14 protein-coding genes, 8 tRNA genes and 2 rRNA genes are annotated in these 16,828 nt (G+C 36.3%); 21 read left to right on the top strand and 3 right to left on the bottom strand.

Annotated features, from left to right (window positions below; translation table 11 throughout):
• From A9178_RS17250 to A9178_RS17235, 4 genes are all read left to right on the top strand, one after another.
• Positions 1 to 188: ribosomal RNA gene (locus tag A9178_RS17250) — 23S ribosomal RNA — on the top strand; the annotation flags it as partial.
• 121 nt (positions 189 to 309) lie between these two features.
• Positions 310 to 424 (top strand): 5S ribosomal RNA (gene rrf, locus A9178_RS17245).
• 24 nt (positions 425 to 448) lie between these two features.
• Positions 449 to 523: transfer RNA gene (locus A9178_RS17240), tRNA-Asn, on the top strand.
• A gap of 7 nt (positions 524 to 530) precedes the next feature.
• Positions 531 to 603 (top strand) — tRNA-Thr (locus A9178_RS17235).
• Positions 604 to 1,041: 438 nt separating this feature from the next.
• Here A9178_RS17235 and A9178_RS17230 read toward each other — a convergent pair.
• Entirely contained in the window at positions 1,042 to 2,214 is a 1,173-nt protein-coding gene (locus A9178_RS17230) for an MFS transporter (RefSeq protein WP_068677508.1), read from the bottom strand.
• A gap of 250 nt (positions 2,215 to 2,464) precedes the next feature.
• Here A9178_RS17230 and A9178_RS17225 point away from each other — a divergent pair, with 250 nt between their 5' ends.
• The gene (locus A9178_RS17225) at positions 2,465 to 3,958 is read left to right on the top strand and encodes a GGDEF domain-containing protein (protein ID WP_068677506.1); all 1,494 of its coding nucleotides are present in this window, start codon (positions 2,465 to 2,467) and stop codon (positions 3,956 to 3,958) included.
• A gap of 26 nt (positions 3,959 to 3,984) precedes the next feature.
• Here the strand turns inward: A9178_RS17225 and fabI are convergent, their stop codons facing one another.
• The gene (gene fabI / locus A9178_RS17220; RefSeq protein WP_068677504.1) at positions 3,985 to 4,761 is read right to left on the bottom strand and encodes an enoyl-ACP reductase FabI; all 777 of its coding nucleotides are present in this window, start codon (positions 4,759 to 4,761) and stop codon (positions 3,985 to 3,987) included.
• A 225-nt stretch (positions 4,762 to 4,986) separates the two neighbouring features.
• Between fabI and A9178_RS17215 the strand changes: the two genes are divergently transcribed.
• The 10 genes from A9178_RS17215 to A9178_RS17170 all read left to right on the top strand — a co-directional run bounded on the left by A9178_RS17215 (position 4,987) and on the right by A9178_RS17170 (position 10,469).
• Positions 4,987 to 5,061, top strand: a tRNA-Glu gene (locus tag A9178_RS17215).
• Between the two features lie 104 nt (positions 5,062 to 5,165).
• Positions 5,166 to 5,241, top strand: a tRNA-Val gene (locus A9178_RS17210).
• A gap of 1 nt (position 5,242) precedes the next feature.
• Positions 5,243 to 5,318 (top strand) — tRNA-Thr (locus tag A9178_RS17205).
• Between the two features lie 47 nt (positions 5,319 to 5,365).
• A tRNA-Tyr gene (locus A9178_RS17200) sits at positions 5,366 to 5,450 on the top strand.
• Between the two features lie 10 nt (positions 5,451 to 5,460).
• Positions 5,461 to 5,535 (top strand) — tRNA-Gln (locus tag A9178_RS17195).
• A 3-nt stretch (positions 5,536 to 5,538) separates the two neighbouring features.
• Positions 5,539 to 5,611: transfer RNA gene (locus A9178_RS17190), tRNA-Lys, on the top strand.
• Between the two features lie 432 nt (positions 5,612 to 6,043).
• The gene (locus A9178_RS17185; protein WP_068677502.1) at positions 6,044 to 7,333 is read left to right on the top strand and encodes a hydroxymethylglutaryl-CoA reductase, degradative; all 1,290 of its coding nucleotides are present in this window, start codon (positions 6,044 to 6,046) and stop codon (positions 7,331 to 7,333) included.
• Positions 7,330 to 8,292 (top strand): mevalonate kinase, encoded by a 963-nt coding sequence (mvk, locus tag A9178_RS17180; protein WP_068677500.1) that lies wholly within the window; start codon positions 7,330 to 7,332, stop codon positions 8,290 to 8,292. Before A9178_RS17185 ends, mvk begins: the two co-directional genes overlap by 4 nt.
• Before the next feature lie 83 nt (positions 8,293 to 8,375).
• Positions 8,376 to 9,353 (top strand): diphosphomevalonate decarboxylase, encoded by a 978-nt coding sequence (mvaD, locus tag A9178_RS17175; protein WP_068677498.1) that lies wholly within the window; start codon positions 8,376 to 8,378, stop codon positions 9,351 to 9,353.
• 15 nt (positions 9,354 to 9,368) lie between these two features.
• Positions 9,369 to 10,469: a phosphomevalonate kinase gene (locus tag A9178_RS17170; protein ID WP_231889880.1), complete on the top strand. Its 1,101-nt coding sequence runs from the start codon at positions 9,369 to 9,371 to the stop codon at positions 10,467 to 10,469.
• A 161-nt stretch (positions 10,470 to 10,630) separates the two neighbouring features.
• On the opposite strand, the gene A9178_RS18780 is transcribed toward A9178_RS17170, so the two are convergent.
• Positions 10,631 to 10,780, bottom strand: coding sequence for an aspartyl-phosphate phosphatase Spo0E family protein (locus A9178_RS18780; RefSeq protein ID WP_082918258.1), 150 nt, complete (start codon positions 10,778 to 10,780; stop codon positions 10,631 to 10,633).
• A gap of 202 nt (positions 10,781 to 10,982) precedes the next feature.
• Here A9178_RS18780 and sigW point away from each other — a divergent pair, with 202 nt between their 5' ends.
• The 6 genes from sigW to A9178_RS17140 all read left to right on the top strand — a co-directional run bounded on the left by sigW (position 10,983) and on the right by A9178_RS17140 (position 16,520).
• The gene (gene sigW, locus A9178_RS17165; protein ID WP_068677496.1) at positions 10,983 to 11,546 is read left to right on the top strand and encodes an RNA polymerase sigma factor SigW; all 564 of its coding nucleotides are present in this window, start codon (positions 10,983 to 10,985) and stop codon (positions 11,544 to 11,546) included.
• Positions 11,547 to 11,559: 13 nt separating this feature from the next.
• The gene (locus tag A9178_RS17160; RefSeq protein ID WP_068677494.1) at positions 11,560 to 12,201 is read left to right on the top strand and encodes an anti-sigma factor family protein; all 642 of its coding nucleotides are present in this window, start codon (positions 11,560 to 11,562) and stop codon (positions 12,199 to 12,201) included.
• Between the two features lie 248 nt (positions 12,202 to 12,449).
• Positions 12,450 to 13,271, top strand: a complete 822-nt coding sequence (gene cdaA / locus A9178_RS17155; protein ID WP_068677492.1) for a diadenylate cyclase CdaA — start codon at positions 12,450 to 12,452, stop codon at positions 13,269 to 13,271.
• A complete protein-coding gene (locus A9178_RS17150; protein ID WP_068677490.1) occupies positions 13,264 to 14,490 on the top strand; it encodes a CdaR family protein in 1,227 nt (408 codons plus the stop codon). The genes cdaA and A9178_RS17150 overlap by 8 nt, the downstream gene beginning before the upstream one ends.
• Before the next feature lie 56 nt (positions 14,491 to 14,546).
• Complete coding sequence (gene glmM / locus A9178_RS17145; RefSeq protein WP_068677489.1) at positions 14,547 to 15,881, top strand: phosphoglucosamine mutase; 1,335 nt, start codon at positions 14,547 to 14,549, stop codon at positions 15,879 to 15,881.
• Between the two features lie 105 nt (positions 15,882 to 15,986).
• Positions 15,987 to 16,520: a DUF6241 domain-containing protein gene (locus A9178_RS17140; RefSeq protein WP_068677487.1), complete on the top strand. Its 534-nt coding sequence runs from the start codon at positions 15,987 to 15,989 to the stop codon at positions 16,518 to 16,520.
• The last annotated feature ends 308 nt before the right edge of the window (positions 16,521 to 16,828 follow it).

Raw genomic sequence — 16,828 nt, 5'->3', positions numbered from 1 at the left:
AGCTGGGTAGCTACGTGTGGAAAGGATAAGTGCTGAAAGCATCTAAGCATGAAGCCCCCCTCAAGATGAGACTTCCCATCATTTTAAATGAGTAAGATCCCTCAGAGACGATGAGGTTAATAGGTTTGAGGTGGAAGCGTGGCGACACGTGGAGCTGACAAATACTAATCGATCGAGGACTTAACTAACTTCTATTGATGTCTGATTCACTCTTATTTAGTTTTTAAGGTATAAATACTCTTAATAATACTTGACTTTAAAGAAGCTTGTATATATAATAGTATATGTATCATCATTCATTAAACATTGTCTGGTAGTGATGGCGGAGAGGTCACACCTGTTCCCATACCGAACACAGAAGTTAAGCTTTCCAGCGCCGATGGTAGTTAGGGGTTCCCCTTGCGAGAGTAGGACACCGCCAGGCAATTACATATTAATTTTAGATTATTCCACAGTAGCTCAGTGGTAGAGCAATCGGCTGTTAACCGATCGGTCGTAGGTTCGAATCCTACCTGTGGAGCCATTTTTGTGCTTCCATAGCTCAGCAGGTAGAGCACTTCCATGGTAAGGAAGGGGTCGCAGGTTCAAATCCTGTTGGAAGCTCTCGATATATAAGGCTCTTGCCCTAAAGTGGGTAGAGCCTTTTTTGTTTCTTTCTAACAATCCTCTAACGGACACTTTTTAATGGAATATACGTTCTTAACCTCTCCACGTTTTTATTAAAGAATCTGCATAGATGTGTGTAATGGTGTTTAATGTTATTTCAATGGAACCTTGCTCCAACTATTCCGATACAAGAGGTATACAATTTTTCAAGAATTTGAGGAGGATCCAGGAATTGTAAGTGGGGCTCGGGCAGCCAGTAAAACCCTGATTCGTTCAACTAACAATCGGTCAGGGGGAGGTAAGGGACCCCCACTGATTGAAGTTTCACTTTATCAAACTGTCTATTCACATTTCTTACATCTACCTAATTAATCAACGTAATGTACTTTTAATAGATAAAAGGAGATCTTAACACAGTAGTAGCTCCAGCTTTTTCTATTTAGTTCCTTGAACGGTATTTTCCTTTCCATATGGTAACAGGTGGTAAAGGATGAGAAATACAGTTCCACAAGCAGATAGCGTGCCCATAAATAAATACATGGTGCTACCACCAAATGCTTCGATAATGGATCCACCTGACAGTGAGCCAATAATCCCAGATAGACCAAAGTACACAGAGAAGAAAATGAGATGGCCGGTTGATTGTAAAGTGCTTGGAATTAATCGTGTCACATACTCAAAAGCAGCTGTATAGAATACACCAAAGGTTAATCCATGCATGAACTGAAGTGCGATAACATGGATTGGATCATCAACAGCTGCATATAAAAACCAACGAATCGTATATAGAATTGCCGCTGTAATTATAAAAATTAATGTCCGATACTTTTTAAACCAAAATCCTGCAAGAGCAAATACTGCGGCTTCTGCAACAACTCCCGTAGACCAAGCAACTCCAACTAAAGATTCGCTCCCACCAAGTTCTGCAATGTAAAGTGCCATATAGTAATCATTCATACGATGAGTTATCGTAATAAAGGCTATAGAAAATAGAAAAAGAAGGAATGGCTTATTTGTAATAATTTTTCGGACATCTCTTGGCTTTACAGGTTTTGAATCCACCTTAACATCCTTCATCGGAATGAGGACGAAGAAAATAACTAATCCAAAAAATAAGTACGGCCAATACATATATTGAACACCGAACTGATCAAGAATCCTACCAACAATTAATGCTGATATTGCAAAGCCAATAGAACCCCACATACGAATAGATCCAAAGGAAACCTTTAATTCATCTGCTCTTCTTTGGGCAAGACTATCACTTAACGCTCCAATAGGGGTGGCGAAAAAGTAAAATGCTGCACCTGTTATTAAGATAGTCGATAATGTGTCCATATGAAAGAAGATGGAACTTCCAACTAAGAGGCCGAGCACACAAATGAACAATATTTTTCTGACTGTTTTATACTTATCACTCAAATATCCCCAAATTGGCTGTGCGATTAGGGAAGCAAGTGATTCAATTGCAAGTACCCAACCAATCTCCGTTCCGTTTAGTCCTCGATAATGTAAATAAAGTGGTAGGAAACTAATTAGAATGGTATTGGAAGCATGGAAGCTCACAATTAGTGTTTTTAATGGTAATAGTGATTCTTTTCTAGACAAATTGATTTAGCTCTCTCCTTATCATTAAAATTAATGTAATCATATGTATCTAATTGAACGTGCTAAACTAATATACCACGATTTTCCAACTTAAATACAACTACTTTCTTATAAAATTACAAATAAATTGAAATTATAATTATTAAGGATTAAGATATTAAAATACGGGTCTTTTATATTATATCTTCATTTTATTTAGGAAAAATAGGTCAAAAGGGCATTTTGAACCCGAATAAATGGGGGGTAAAGGGTGAAAAAGGGGTTTAGATTAAAGTTATTTTTAATCATGATTATATTTGCATTAATTATTTCACTGTCGATTGCGATTATAAATCAAAATAGAATAATGGAGCAATTGAAAGAAAATAATCAATTTCAAATAGAGCAAATTGAAGGCGTTTTAGCTCATTCTTTACAAACAATTGATAAGGCCTACCGTTATTTTGATGCGGATACAGCAAAACGGATGGAAGGAAATACGAATTACTTATTAGATTTATATGATAAAAATCCTAATTTTAGTAATTGGGACTTCGAAGGTTTAAAAGCAACATTAGGAATGGATATTTATATCATTGATGAAAATAACGTCATATCTCACAGTAGCCTTAAGCGGGATATAGGTGTAGATTTCGAGGATTGTTGCAGTACACTTGCAACAATATTAAATGAAAGAAGGGCATCCGGTAAATTTTATCATGATGGTATGGATATTGATCAAGGAAACGGAAAAATTACAAAATATAGTTATATGGCCACAGAAGATAAGAAATACATAATAGAGCTAGGATATAATTTACAGGATGGGGAAATTTTTAATTCCTTTAGTTTTCTACAAGTAGCTAATGAAATGGAGAAACAATATCCACTTATAAATGAAATTACTATCTATAATATAGGTGGAATTCCCTTTGGTAAAGATAATGGGTCTGACGGAATTACTGGAAATAGAAAAACGGCACTTAAAGAAGCTTTGGAAACAAATAAGATTGTTGAAGTTATAGATAATTGGACTGGGAAATCGAGTGTGCACCGGTTTGTTCCTTTTGAATCAGATTTCGATACAGGCCAAACAAAAGATAAAATAATCGAGATTGTTTATAATGATGATGAGTTACAAGCATCATTGAAAGAGAGTAGAAAGGTATTTTTAATCCAGTTGGGAATTATTTTATTTATAACATTTATACTTTCATTATTTATTTCCAAACTTGTTTCAAAGCCCATGTATTTAGCCTTTCATGATAGTTTAACAGGCCTAAAAAACAGGGCTGCTTTTGAGGAGATTTTAACGAAGGAAATAACGAAGAAACCAGATGATACTATGGCATTAATTATGTTTGATCTAGATAATTTTAAACTCGTGAATGATTATTTTGGCCATGATTACGGTGATAAATTGTTGAAATTAGTCGGGAATAAATTGAAATTAACAATAGGCAACGATAACACGGTCTTTCGCTTGGGTGGAGATGAATTTGTTGTAGTTATGCCAAGCTCCAATTTAGTAAAAGCTGAGCAACTAGCAAATAATATTTTGGATAGCTTAGAAACATTGTTTGTAGAGCATGAAACATATAAAAGTATAAATATTACTGCAAGTATAGGGATTGTGTTGGCGCCAGAGCATGGAGAGGATTTAGAGACTTTATATAAAAAGGCCGATATTGCCATGTATGAATCAAAAGAAAAGGGTAAAAATCAGTATTATATATATAAGGGAAATAAAAATGACGCTTCGTAGTTAAAGAAGCGTCATTTTTTTAAAAATTATCCTCCAATGATATGGAATCCGGAATCAACGTGTAGTACTTCACCTGTAATACCTCTAGATAGGTCACTGACGAAGAATAAAGTTGCATCACCTACTTGATCTTGATCTACACCGCGACGTAATGGTGCTTTTTCTTCAATAATATGAGTTTTTTCATTAAATCCAGATACTCCTTTAGCAGAAAGGGTACGGATTGGTCCAGCGGATATAGCATTTACACGGATACCGTATTTTCCTACATCCTCTGCCAAGTAACGCACACTAGCTTCTAGTGATGCCTTGGCAACCCCCATTACGTTGTAATTTGGCACGACTCTCTCTGATCCCAAATAAGTTTGAGTTACAATACTTCCACCTTCAGTCATTATTTCTTTAGCAGCTTTTGTAACTGCAACTAATGAATATGCACTTATCTCTTGAGCAAGAAGGAATCCATCTCGTGAAGTGTCAGCATATTCTCCTTGTAGTTCTTCACGTTTTGCAAAAGCCACTGAGTGAACTAATCCATGAATTACACCAATCTCGTCTTTAATTTTAGTAAATGCCTCTTTAATACTATCGTCATTTGCAACATCACAAGATACAATTAATTTAGGTTCAATTTCGTTTTTTTCTAACAGTTTAACTAACTTTTTATAAGAACGTTCCTGTCTATTCGTAAATATTAGATTTGCACCGGCTTGGTGTAAGGATTTGGTAATACCCCAAGCGATGCTTCTTTCGTTTGCAACACCCATTACAACTATATTTTTTCCTTCTAATAAACCTGACATGGTTAACCTCCATTAATATCTTTTTGTCCATTATAACCTAATAAGCGGTTAGAAATAAAATATTTAATATTAGATATTATTACTTACTACTAATTTGGGAAAATATATAGAAACTTAATTTAAACTATAAATATAAAAAAGTTAAAAATAACTCTTTACAAATTATGTGGAACTATGTATAATAAAATTCGTCAGTCTGTGACAGATTTCGAGATTATCATAACTGGCCCGTTGGTCAAGCGGTTAAGACACCGCCCTTTCACGGCGGTAACACGGGTTCGAATCCCGTACGGGTCACCATTTTTTAATGAAGGTATGTTAAGTGCGCGACGTCCTAGGACTCCGATTACCAGTCCCACCGTAAAGATCTATCGGAACACTTGCACTAATACATCCTATATGATGGAGGATTAGCTCAGCTGGGAGAGCACCTGCCTTACAAGCAGGGGGTCACAGGTTCGAGCCCTGTATCCTCCACCATGCCGGCCTAGCTCAATTGGTAGAGCAACTGACTTGTAATCAGTAGGTTGGGGGTTCAAGTCCTCTGGCCGGCACCATTTTTTTGAAAGAATATGTATCATAAATATAAAATGGGTAATAATATGGAGGGGTAGCGAAGTGGCTAAACGCGGCGGACTGTAAATCCGCTCCCTCTGGGTTCGGCAGTTCGAATCTGCCCCCCTCCACCACTAGAATCATTGGGCCATAGCCAAGCGGTAAGGCATCGGGTTTTGATCCCGTGTACCCTAGGTTCGAATCCTAGTGGCCCAGCCATACGAGCCATTAGCTCAGTCGGTAGAGCATCTGACTTTTAATCAGAGGGTCGAAGGTTCGAATCCTTCATGGCTCATCGTGAATGAATCGACAATAATTGAACATATTAAATAAACAAGGTCTCGATCATGTGGCCTTGTTTATTTGCATTTTAAGGTGATATTTTACATAATGAATGGGATAGTCTATTTTCTGCGTTAGAAAAACAGGACTGCACTACAGGAAACGAAGTAAAGAAAACTAACCTGCCTGTCGTGTTGCGGGGTATTCCCTCCTCTTGGGATTGCAGGAAGTGTATTTAAATAGTAATTCACGAAGTTACTGCAGAGCTGCTTTGCTAAAGGACGAGTAAATACTAGTTTTTCTAAGAAATTGATGATAAATTATAGTATGATAAAAAGATAATTCTAATCATGAATTTACCTATACATGTTATAATAATAGTAAGAATGTGTGAATCGTATTATACGGTTTATTTTGAATTTTTGTATATAAAAGGATGATAAGTATGGATACTTCCAGGATTCCAGGATTTTATAATATGACTGTTCAAGAGCGACTTGAAGTATTGAAAAAGTTACATGAATTTCGGGATGAAGGTTTTGAAAATTTAATAATGGATACGTCATTAGATGTAGACACAGCGGATAAGATGATTGAAAATGTAATCGGAACCTTTGAGTTGCCGTTAGGTTTAGGATTGAATTTCTTGATCAATGAAAAGGAATACGTCATTCCGATGGCCATTGAAGAGGCATCGGTAGTAGCTTCAGCAAGTCATATTGCAAAAATCGTGAGAAATGCTGGAGGGTTTACTACAGAGTCAACTGAGAGAGTAATGATAGGGCAGATTCAAGTTGTGGGCTGTCCAGACTTTATGTTAGCAAAAGAGGAAATTCTTCAAAATAAATCGGCTTTATTAAATGCTGCAAATAGTGCATATCCAAGCATCGTTGCTAGAGGCGGAGGTGCAGAGGATCTTGATGTAAGAATTTTAAATGAAGACTCTGACTCGGCTTATAGCCAAATGCTTATCATCCACCTTTACATTAATACATGTGATGCAATGGGAGCCAATATTATTAATACAATGGTCGAATCCATTGCTCCACTTGTTGAGGAAATAACTAAAGGAAAAGTATATTTGCGAATTTTATCGAATTATGCTGATAAGTGTCTTGCAAAGGCACGTTGCGTCATACCTCCTGAATTATTACAGACTGGGGATTTTTCCGGAGAAGAAGTACGTGATGGAGTAATTCATGCTTATGAATTTGCTGCATCGGATCCTTATCGGGCTGTAACACATAATAAAGGAATTATGAACGGGATTGATCCAGTAGTTATTGCGACTGGAAACGACTGGAGAGCAGTAGAGGCAGGAGCACACGCATATGCGACTCGAGATGGACAATACAGTTCGATGACTACATGGTCAAAAGATGAGAACGGGAATTTAGTGGGTGAATTGGAGTTACCGATGTCGATTGGGACGGTTGGTGGAGCCACTCGTGTTCATCCTTTAGCTAAATTTTCATTAGACTTATTAGGGGTAAAATCAGCTAAAGAACTAGCTGAAATTATAGTAGCTGTAGGGTTAGCACAAAATCTTGGTGCCCTCAAAGCCTTAGCAACAGATGGTATTCAAAAAGGTCATATGGCATTGCACTCCCGTTCTGTTGCAATTGCGGCAGGTGCTACGGGGGAGATGATAGATATTATTGCTCAAGAATTAATAAAAGAAAAACAAATCCGTGTTGGAAAAGCTAAAGAATTGGTGGAACAATATAAAAAATGAGTGCAGAAAAAGTAACAACAACAGAAAAGACGGCTATTGGTGTAGCCCATAGTAAACTAATATTAATCGGGGAGCATGCGGTTGTACACGGACAACCCGCTATTGCAATCCCTTTTCCGTTAATAGGTGTTGAAACAGTAATTGAGCAGGTTTCAGGTTCTATTAAAATAGATAGTGCTTTTTATCACGGCCCAATGGTTCACGCTCCTGAATCATTACAAGGAATCGTTCGATGTGTAAATGGAACGTTAGATTATTTAAACATACCTAAAGAAGACTTATTAATACGTATTAGTTCTTCTATCCCACCTGGAAAAGGTTTAGGCTCTAGTGCATCTGTAGCCATTTCAGTTGTTCGTTCTTTATTCGCTTTTGCGAATCGAACGTATTCTGAAGATGAGCTTTTAAAGTTAGCTAATATTGCAGAAACTTTTGCACATGGGCAACCAAGCGGTATTGATACTTTGACAATCACGGCGAGGTCACCGGTATGGTTTGAGAAAGACTTCCCAATTAAGTATCTAGATTTAAAAGAGGACTACTATTTTGTTGTTGCAGATTCGGGACGGGTAGGGGATACTCGTTTATCTGTAGAGTCTGTTGCACGTTTATTAAAATCTACCCCTAAAAGAATACAACGTAAATTAGAAAAGATTGGTGAATTAACTCATCAAGCAAAAAATGCTTTAGAAAAGGCTGGAAAACATATTCTAGGTGGTTTACTTGATGAAGCCCAACGTGAATTAGAAGCTTTAGGAGTTAGTGATGCAGGATTAAATCGACTCATTTATTTTGCTCGGCAAGAAGGTGCTTTGGGAGCAAAATTAACTGGTGGAGGGAATGGTGGCTGTATTATTGCCTTAGCGAAAAATGAAGTTCATTCTAGACAACTGGCAGAAAAGCTAAGGAAATATGGTGCACATGCAGTATGGCCATTTGTATTAAAAAAACAGAATTAATATATGTTGTTCAAAAAGCCCGGTGTCCTTTTCATCCTCCTTTTTGAACACGTATTAATATAAGTCAAAGAGGAGATATAAAAATGAAGGCTACAGCAAAGGCACATACGAATATTGCTTTGATTAAATATTGGGGAAAAAGAAATGAAGAATTGATTTTACCAACAAATAGTAGCTTATCTATCACGTTAGATAGCTTTTACACAACTACATCTGTAGCCTTTGATGAAGATCTTTCTGAAGATATTTTTGTACTTAATGATGTAGTGATTTCCGGTGAGGCGTATCAACGCGTTACCCGATTCCTTCATTTAATTAGAGAGACGGCAGGGAAACAGAATTTATATGCAAAGGTAAATTCTATTAATAAGGTACCTACTGCCGCGGGATTTGCCTCTTCTGCTTCTGGTTTCGCAGCTTTAGCTGCTGCGGGAACGCGTGCTTTAGGATTGGATCTAACCCATGAGGAATTATCTCGTATAACTAGACAAGGATCTGGGTCTGCTTGTCGTTCTATTTATGGTGGGTTTGTGGAATGGAACATGGGAGAAAGAGAAGATGGCATGGATTCACAAGCTATTCAAATCCAGACAGAAAATCATTGGGATATACGCGTAGCTGCTGTGGAACTAAATTCAACGATGAAAAAGATATCTAGTAGAGCTGGTATGAAACGAACAGTGGAAACATCCCCATTTTATTCTGGTTGGTTAGATAGTACTCGTGAGGACTTAAAGGAAATGAAAGCTGGTATCGAAACAAAGGATTTCGAAAAAGTAGGTTCTATTGCAGAGGCTAATTGTTTAAAGATGCATGCAACAACGTTAGGTGCAACTCCTCCATTTACGTATTGGCATGACACTACAATTAGAGTAATGCAAACCGTACAGGATATGCGAGAAAAAGGCATCCCAGTATATTTTACAATTGATGCGGGGCCAAATGTTAAAGTACTCTATTTACCAGAAAATGAAAAACAAGTAGAGAAAATGCTGAAAGATATCCCTGACGTTCAAAGTGTAACTTTAAGCAAAATAGGACCCGGAATAACCTATCTTTAGGGGTTGAATATATTGGTGAATAAATCTATATCCATTAAGACACCAGGAAAATTAATGATTGCTGGCGAATATGCAGTATTACATCCATCCCAACATCTGGCTGTATTAGCTGTAGATCGTTTTGTTTATGCCACCATTAGAAAATCGACTGAAAATGGTTTGACGTTGTCCGATTTTCAGTTGGAGAATATGAAATTTACGATTGAGAATAAAAAAGTTAGCATTCATACGGATAATCCACGAGTCAGCTTTGTTCAAAAAGCGATGACTCTAGCAAGTACATATTTATTGGAAAAAGGGATAACTATATCTCCCTTCCAGCTAATGATACGAAGTGAACTAGATGATAAATCTGGCATTAAATATGGACTAGGATCAAGTGCTGCAGTCGTAACATCTGTTATTACTGCTATGTTAAAGCTGTTTTTGCCGGATGAGCCAAGTAAAGATATTATTTTTAAATTAGCGGCCTTGTCCCATGTTATTACGCAAAAGAATGGTTCTGGAGCGGATGTTGCAGCCTCAACATATGGGGGGATACTAAATTACTCTTCTTTTCAAGCGGAATGGCTATTAGAAGAATATAATAAAACTCCATCTGTATCTTCGTTGGTAGAAAAAGATTGGACTTATTTTTCTGTTGAACCATTAGAAATACCAGATCATATATATTTCTGTGTTGGTTGGACAGGAAAGGCAGCTTCTACTGCTGAACTAGTAGACAAAGTTTTACAATTGAAAGAGGAAAGGCCGAACCTTTTTGAGGAATTTCTTTTAAATAGTAAAGTAGCTGTTGGCACATTTTTTGCGGGATTAAGGAAATCGGACGCTTCCCTGTTATTCAAAGGTGTAAAAGAAAACAGAAAAGCTCTGGCTAAACTAGGACGGGATGCTAATGTACCTATTGAAACTCCTATGCTAGCAAAATTATGTGATCTAGCAGAAGAACTTGGTGGTGCGGGTAAACCATCGGGAGCTGGAGGCGGTGACTGTGGTATTGCTTTTATGCCATCAAAAGAAAAAGCGGAACAATTACTAAAAGTTTGGGAACAAAATGGGATAAAGCCATTAACTATAAGACCTAATTATAGTGGAGCCTCTTTAGAGTATAAATAACAACTAGATTAAAAAACACCTGATCCTTCCAATTTGGAAAAATCAGGTGTTTTGCATATGGCTGAAGTACTACCAATGTAATGAATAACGATAGGTGTAATTTTTATTTTAATATATAAAAACATGTCTAAATTATGATAGTAAGTCCTTGGTGCTAAGCATTATATAAGTTTTTGATATAAATTTATTAATTCATCAAGCCTCATACTAGAAGAGACAACAGCTTCAGAAGTTAAATCCTGATTATTACTTAATAAAATCATTTCTTTTCGGCAGTTTTCAATTTTTTCTAATAAAATAGATTTAGTCACCAAAACTTACCCCCTATCTAGTATACTATATTAAGAAAATACCCCCAAAAAAGCAATATTAAACCAAAATTAAAACTATGACATTTTTGTGAATTTAATTCCTTTACTAATTTACATATTAGATAATTTTTTTATTAAAAAGGAAACCTTATGGTTAGCTCGTTCGTAATATAAATACCGCAAAATAAGCGGAGGTACGTTTATGGAACAAATAATTAGCGAAAAAATAAAACAAGTTAAAAAAGGTGATCAGGCAGCATATAGCTTAGTAGTTAATTTCTATCAGGATAGAATCTATCAACATTGCTATAGAATGCTTGGTAATAAACATGAAGCGGAAGATATCGCTCAAGAAGCATTTATTCGCGCTTATATTAATATTGATTCATTTGATGAAAAAAGGAAATTTTCGACATGGCTATATAGAATAGCTACTAATTTGACAATTGATCGAATAAGAAAGCGTAAACCGGATTACTATCTTGATGCAGAAATTACAGGAACAGAGGGTTTGACAATGTATTCCCAGCTTTCTTCTAGTGATCCTCTACCAAGTGAAGAAGTAGAAAGTTCAGAGTTAAATCGTTATATTCATCAAGAGATTTCTGAATTACCACCAAAGTATCGTAGTATTATTATTCTTCGTTACTTAGAAGAGTTTTCCCTTCAGGAGATTGCAAGTATTTTGGATATTCCAATAGGTACGGTAAAGACAAGAATTCACCGGGGAAGGGAAGCTTTGAGAAAAAGACTTCGTCACGTGTAAAGGAGTGTAACCTATGGAGACTCATAAGGAAATAATTATACTTATGCATCAATATTTTGATGGAGAAATAGATAAAGTAAAGGAAATGGAGCTTTTTACTCATATTGAATCGTGTGGGGCTTGTAGAAACCACTTCGGGGAATTAAAGCAAACCATTAGTCTGATTCAAAGTGCGGAAAATATTCAGGCACCATCTGGATTTACGAATAGTGTCATAAGCAAACTGCCTAAAGAAAAGAAACGTATTAAATATAAACGGTTGTTTCAAACACACCCTATTTTAACGGCGGCTGCAATCTTTTTCATTTTAATGCTTAGCGGTGTTTTTTCACAGTGGAATCAAGATAATGAATTAGTCGTATCCAAACAAGAGAATCTCATTATTAAGGGTGATACTGTAATTGTGCCAGAAAATGTTGTGGTAGATGAAGACCTAGTGATTCAAAATGGCGACTTACTAGTGATGGGTGTTATTGATGGAGATGTAACCATCATTAATGGAAAGTTAATTAATGAGAAACCAATAAATGGGAAACTAATGGCTTCTGCGGGTGAAGTAAATGGAGAACTTCAAATAGTAGATCGTGTTTTTGAGTGGTTATGGTTTCAAGTAAAAGGCTTATTTAAGAGTGTCTTTTCTTTTTCAGCGGGATAAACTATTTTTCATTTCCCTTTCTATATATAGGTGTATTTTGTTATAATAACAACATATTTAAAAGATATAATGGACTGTTTATTTTTACTAAACTTTTTGGCAGGTAGGAAAGTATAAAAAACTTTCCAGTTTGGGGCTCCGATTACTCGCCTCACCGTAAAGATTTTGCATAAGTGCAACTAAGTCATTCGCCTAACCTAATAGCGAATGCCAAGTTTTCTAATAAAGTGGAAAAAGGATGTGTGCGCATGCTTGATGGGGGATTGGATTTTTTCGATCTACTTAGATTAGGCGTAGATATTACTCTCGTCTGGTATGTATTATATAAATTAATGATGTTAATACGAGGTACGAAAGCAATCCAACTCCTAAAGGGGATAGCTGTCGTATTACTTGTATGGGCCATAAGTAATGTCTTTAATTTACAAACATTACAATGGCTGACAAACCAGGCTATTATTTGGGGTTTTCTTGCGATTATTATACTCTTTCAACCTGAACTAAGAAGGGCTTTAGAGCAGTTAGGAAGAGGTAATTTATTTTCTAGAAGTTCAAAATCAGAAGAAGAGATTATTGCTAAAAATATAGAATCGATCATTGAATCTTGTAAATATATGGCAAAGCGAAGAATAGGTGCTTTAATTACTATAGAAGGTGAGACTGGGATTGGTGAATATATGGAAACCGGTATTTCGGTAGATGGTATTTTAACACACCAATTATTAACCAATATTTTCACACCAAACACCCCATTACATGATGGTGCGGTAATTATTAAAGATGGGAAAATTATGTCAGCTGCTTGTTATCTTCCGTTATCTGAAAGTCCATTTATTTCAAAGGAATTAGGAACTAGGCATCGTGCTGCAATGGGAATAAGTGAAGTGACTGATGCCTTAACCATTATTGTATCGGAAGAAACTGGTGCCATTTCGTGTACAAAAAATGGCGAATTGCATAGAGATATTAATGAAGAAACACTAGAAAAAATGCTTAATGCCCATCTATCGTACGTTGAAGAAGCCTCCAAAAAGAAGATGAAGAAACGGAGGGAAGATGTAAATGGATAATTGGTTTAAAAGTAAATGGTTTGTTCGTTTAGTGTCATTGTCCTTCGCTGTCATATTATACATCTTTGTAAATACTACCGTTAATTCAACACAGTCGGATTCTGCTGTTTCAAGTAGTAATAAAGAGACCCAAACGTTAGATGATGTTCCAGTGGAAATTAGGCTGGATGATGAGAATTATGTTGTAAGTGGTGTACCAGAGTTTGTAACGATATCTTTAGAAGGTCCACCAAATTATTTACGTCCTATTGTTTTACAACGAAATTTTGAAGTATTTGTCGATTTAGAAGGGTTAGAAGAAGGAGAACATACTGTAGAAATTGAGCATGAAGTCTCCAACCAATTAAAAATGACGATTGAACCAAGCGAAATTGATATATATATTGAAGAAAGAGCACAAGAAGATTTCGAAGTATCCATTGACTTTGTTAATCAAGATAAATTACCGGTTGGTTATGAACTTGGCGACTATACGATTAATCCATCAGAAGTCACTATTACAAGTTCGCGTAACATTATTGAACGTATTGGAGTAGTAAAAGTATTTGTTGATGTTGCTGGAGTTAAAGAGCCGATAAAAAATCAAGAGTTTCCTGTGAATGTATATGACATACAGGGTAACGTTCTAAATGCTAATGTTACTCCAGAAAAGGTAAAAGTATCTACAGAAGTGAATAATCCGAGTAAAAAGGTAAAATTAAATATGGAAACCAAGGGAGAACTACCTGAAGGATACTCACTTATTTCAATGAAACCAAAAATAGAAGAAGTGGAAGTTTTTGCAACAAGTGATATACTTGCAGGGATAGAATCTATTTCCACGGAAGAGATTGACCTGTCTCAAATAACGGAGACGGGAGTAATCAAAGTGGGACTAGCCTTGCCTGAAGGTGTAATTGTTCCAGAAGTGGAAACAATTGAAGTGAGTATAGAATTAGAACAAACAAAAATATTAGAGGATGTTCCTATTAATGTAGATGGAATAGATGGACAAACTGTACAATTTTTAAAGCCTAAGGATAAAAAAATGGACGTCACTTTAATAGGAAACGAAGCAGAAGTTGGTGGAATTACTAAGGATGATATTCGATTATACGCTAATGGATCTGGTTTAAATAAAGGACAGCATAATTTACCGGTGGAAATAGAGATGGAAGCTGAGTCTGATGATATTTCTATTTCCGCTGAACTGGAACAAATTCAGGTTAATGTTGAATAGTATGGTTGTATACCTCTATTAACACGCCTGGATTGTAAATAAAGGAGAGGTAAGACATGGGAAAATATTTTGGAACAGATGGGGTAAGAGGTATAGCGAATAAAGAACTTACTCCGGAATTAGCTTTTAAACTAGGCCGAGCTGGTGGCTATGTACTTACACAGGAAACAGAAAAACCAAAAGTAATAATAGGCCGTGATACAAGAATTTCCGGTACCATGTTAGAAAATGCATTAATATCTGGACTTCTTTCTATTGGAGCAGAAGTGATGAGACTAGGGGTTATTTCGACTCCGGGAGTGGCTTATTTAACGAAAGCATTAAGCGCACATGCAGGGGTTATGATATCTGCATCTCATAATCCTGTGGAAGATAACGGTATTAAGTTCTTTGGCCCAGATGGGTTTAAACTAAGTGATGAACAAGAAAATCAAATTGAAGAAATTATTGATGGAGAGGATAAGCTTCCTCGCCCAGTAGGAGAAGGTATTGGGGTAATCAATGATTATTTTGAAGGCGGTCAAAAGTATCTATCATTCTTAAAAGATACGATTGATAATGACTTTGAAGGATTAACCATTGCGGTTGATTGTGCTCATGGTGCAACATCAAGCCTTGCAACACACTTATTTGCAGATTTAGAAGCGGAAATCTATTCTATTGGTTCTAGTCCAAACGGTTTAAACATTAACGACGGAGTGGGTTCTACACATCCCGAAAAACTTCAAGAATTCGTTCAGGAAAAAGGCGCAGACATCGGTTTAGCTTTTGATGGTGACGGTGACCGTTTAATAGCTGTAGATGAAAAAGGAAATATTGTAGATGGCGACCAAATTATGTATATTTGCGCTAAATTTTTAAATGAACGTGGCCTTCTGCGTCAAAATACAGTTGTTTCCACCGTTATGAGTAATATCGGGTTTTATAAAGCTCTTGATGCAAATGGAATTAAAAGTAGTAAAACCGCTGTAGGTGACCGCTATGTCATGGAAGAAATGCGCAAAGGTGGCTATAATTTAGGCGGTGAACAGTCTGGTCATATCATTTTCTTGAACTATATTACAACAGGTGACGGAATGCTTTCTGCGCTTCAGCTTGTAAATGTAATGAAGGAAACTGGAAAAGCCTTATCAGAGCTTGCGTCAGAAATGACCATTTATCCTCAAGTTTTGAAAAATGTGAGGGTTACAAATAAGGAAGAGGCCTTGAACAATCCACAAATTCTTAACGAAATAGAAGCGGTGGAGCGTGAATTAGGTGAAAACGGTCGTGTGCTTGTGCGTCCGTCGGGAACAGAGCCATTAATTCGTGTCATGGTAGAAGCACCAACGGAAGAAGAATGTGAAAAGTATGTAGACCGTATTGTGAAATTAGTTGATGGTTTAAAATAAAGAAAAATAACTGCTCCTTAAAGAAAGTGGAGCAGTTATTTTTTTAAACCCATTTACTTGAAAATTAGGAAATTTGAGTGTAGTCTATCCGGTGGAGGGGATACTTTGAAGAAAGCTTTATGGGGTCTAGGTTTTATTGTAGTTTTAGTTTTAGGGGTTTTAGGTTATATGTTAACAACTGAATTAGCATCCGTGGTGGAACGAAATGAAGAAGAGGCAGTAACGGAAACAGAAGGTGTAGAAACCAATAATAAAAAAGTGGAAGCAGGAAAAGTTCTTGCACACGAGGAAAATGGCAATCCATTTGGTACATCTACTAAGCTTGCGGAAATGAATGATAAGTTGTATCAAGATTACCTACATGGGATGTCACATCAAAAAGTAGAGGCAGATGAAAAATGGGGATTTTACCCTATTACAGAGAAACGAATCCAATGGTTATTAAATGGATTAGACATTACAGAACTTAAACATGAAAAGGAATATAGAAAGATACTAGAACGATGGGCATCAGGGAATTTTTCAAAAGTCGATATAGATCATAACATAATTTGGGAAATGCAAAATGGAAACATTGGTAAGGCAACAGGCATATTAAGCCCAGAAGAAGAACAAGCTTATATAGAAAGCCAAAATTAATTAAGTTGTTCACAGGAAAGACAAATTATACATAAATTAACAATATCTACTCCAAACTTTTTATTGACCGAATGCGTTTTCATTGGGTAGAATAAATTAAGTCTAAAATAAACTTATGTAAGGATATGTTTTAGGCTTATTTATACGTGGAAAGGAGCATAGTAAATTATTTTATTAAAAGCGCCAGGACTATTTTCTTGACGATAGGGGAAAATAGTTGACGAGGTGGAGGTTATCGAGTTTTCGGCGGATGCCTCCCGATTGCACATCTCAATCGTTTATGCTTGTTCCAAAAACAATAAGGCGAC

Origin of the sequence: Oceanobacillus sp. Castelsardo (assembly GCF_001659985.1) — a bacterium.
Classification (GTDB): domain Bacteria; phylum Bacillota; class Bacilli; order Bacillales; family Amphibacillaceae; genus Oceanobacillus.
Note: the sequence above shows the minus strand (reverse complement) of the source record. Positions and strands in the feature narration are given on the sequence as shown.

Coding starts and splice junctions, on each gene's coding strand:
- fabI (WP_068677504.1), bottom strand. CDS start 4,761: ATGTCAGGTTTATTAGAAGGAAAAAATATAGTTGTAATGGGTGTTGCA.
- A9178_RS17185 (WP_068677502.1), top strand. CDS start 6,044: ATGGATACTTCCAGGATTCCAGGATTTTATAATATGACTGTTCAAGAG.
- mvk (WP_068677500.1), top strand. CDS start 7,330: ATGAGTGCAGAAAAAGTAACAACAACAGAAAAGACGGCTATTGGTGTA.
- mvaD (WP_068677498.1), top strand. CDS start 8,376: ATGAAGGCTACAGCAAAGGCACATACGAATATTGCTTTGATTAAATAT.
- sigW (WP_068677496.1), top strand. CDS start 10,983: ATGGAACAAATAATTAGCGAAAAAATAAAACAAGTTAAAAAAGGTGAT.
- A9178_RS17160 (WP_068677494.1), top strand. CDS start 11,560: ATGGAGACTCATAAGGAAATAATTATACTTATGCATCAATATTTTGAT.
- cdaA (WP_068677492.1), top strand. CDS start 12,450: ATGCTTGATGGGGGATTGGATTTTTTCGATCTACTTAGATTAGGCGTA.
- A9178_RS17150 (WP_068677490.1), top strand. CDS start 13,264: ATGGATAATTGGTTTAAAAGTAAATGGTTTGTTCGTTTAGTGTCATTG.
- glmM (WP_068677489.1), top strand. CDS start 14,547: ATGGGAAAATATTTTGGAACAGATGGGGTAAGAGGTATAGCGAATAAA.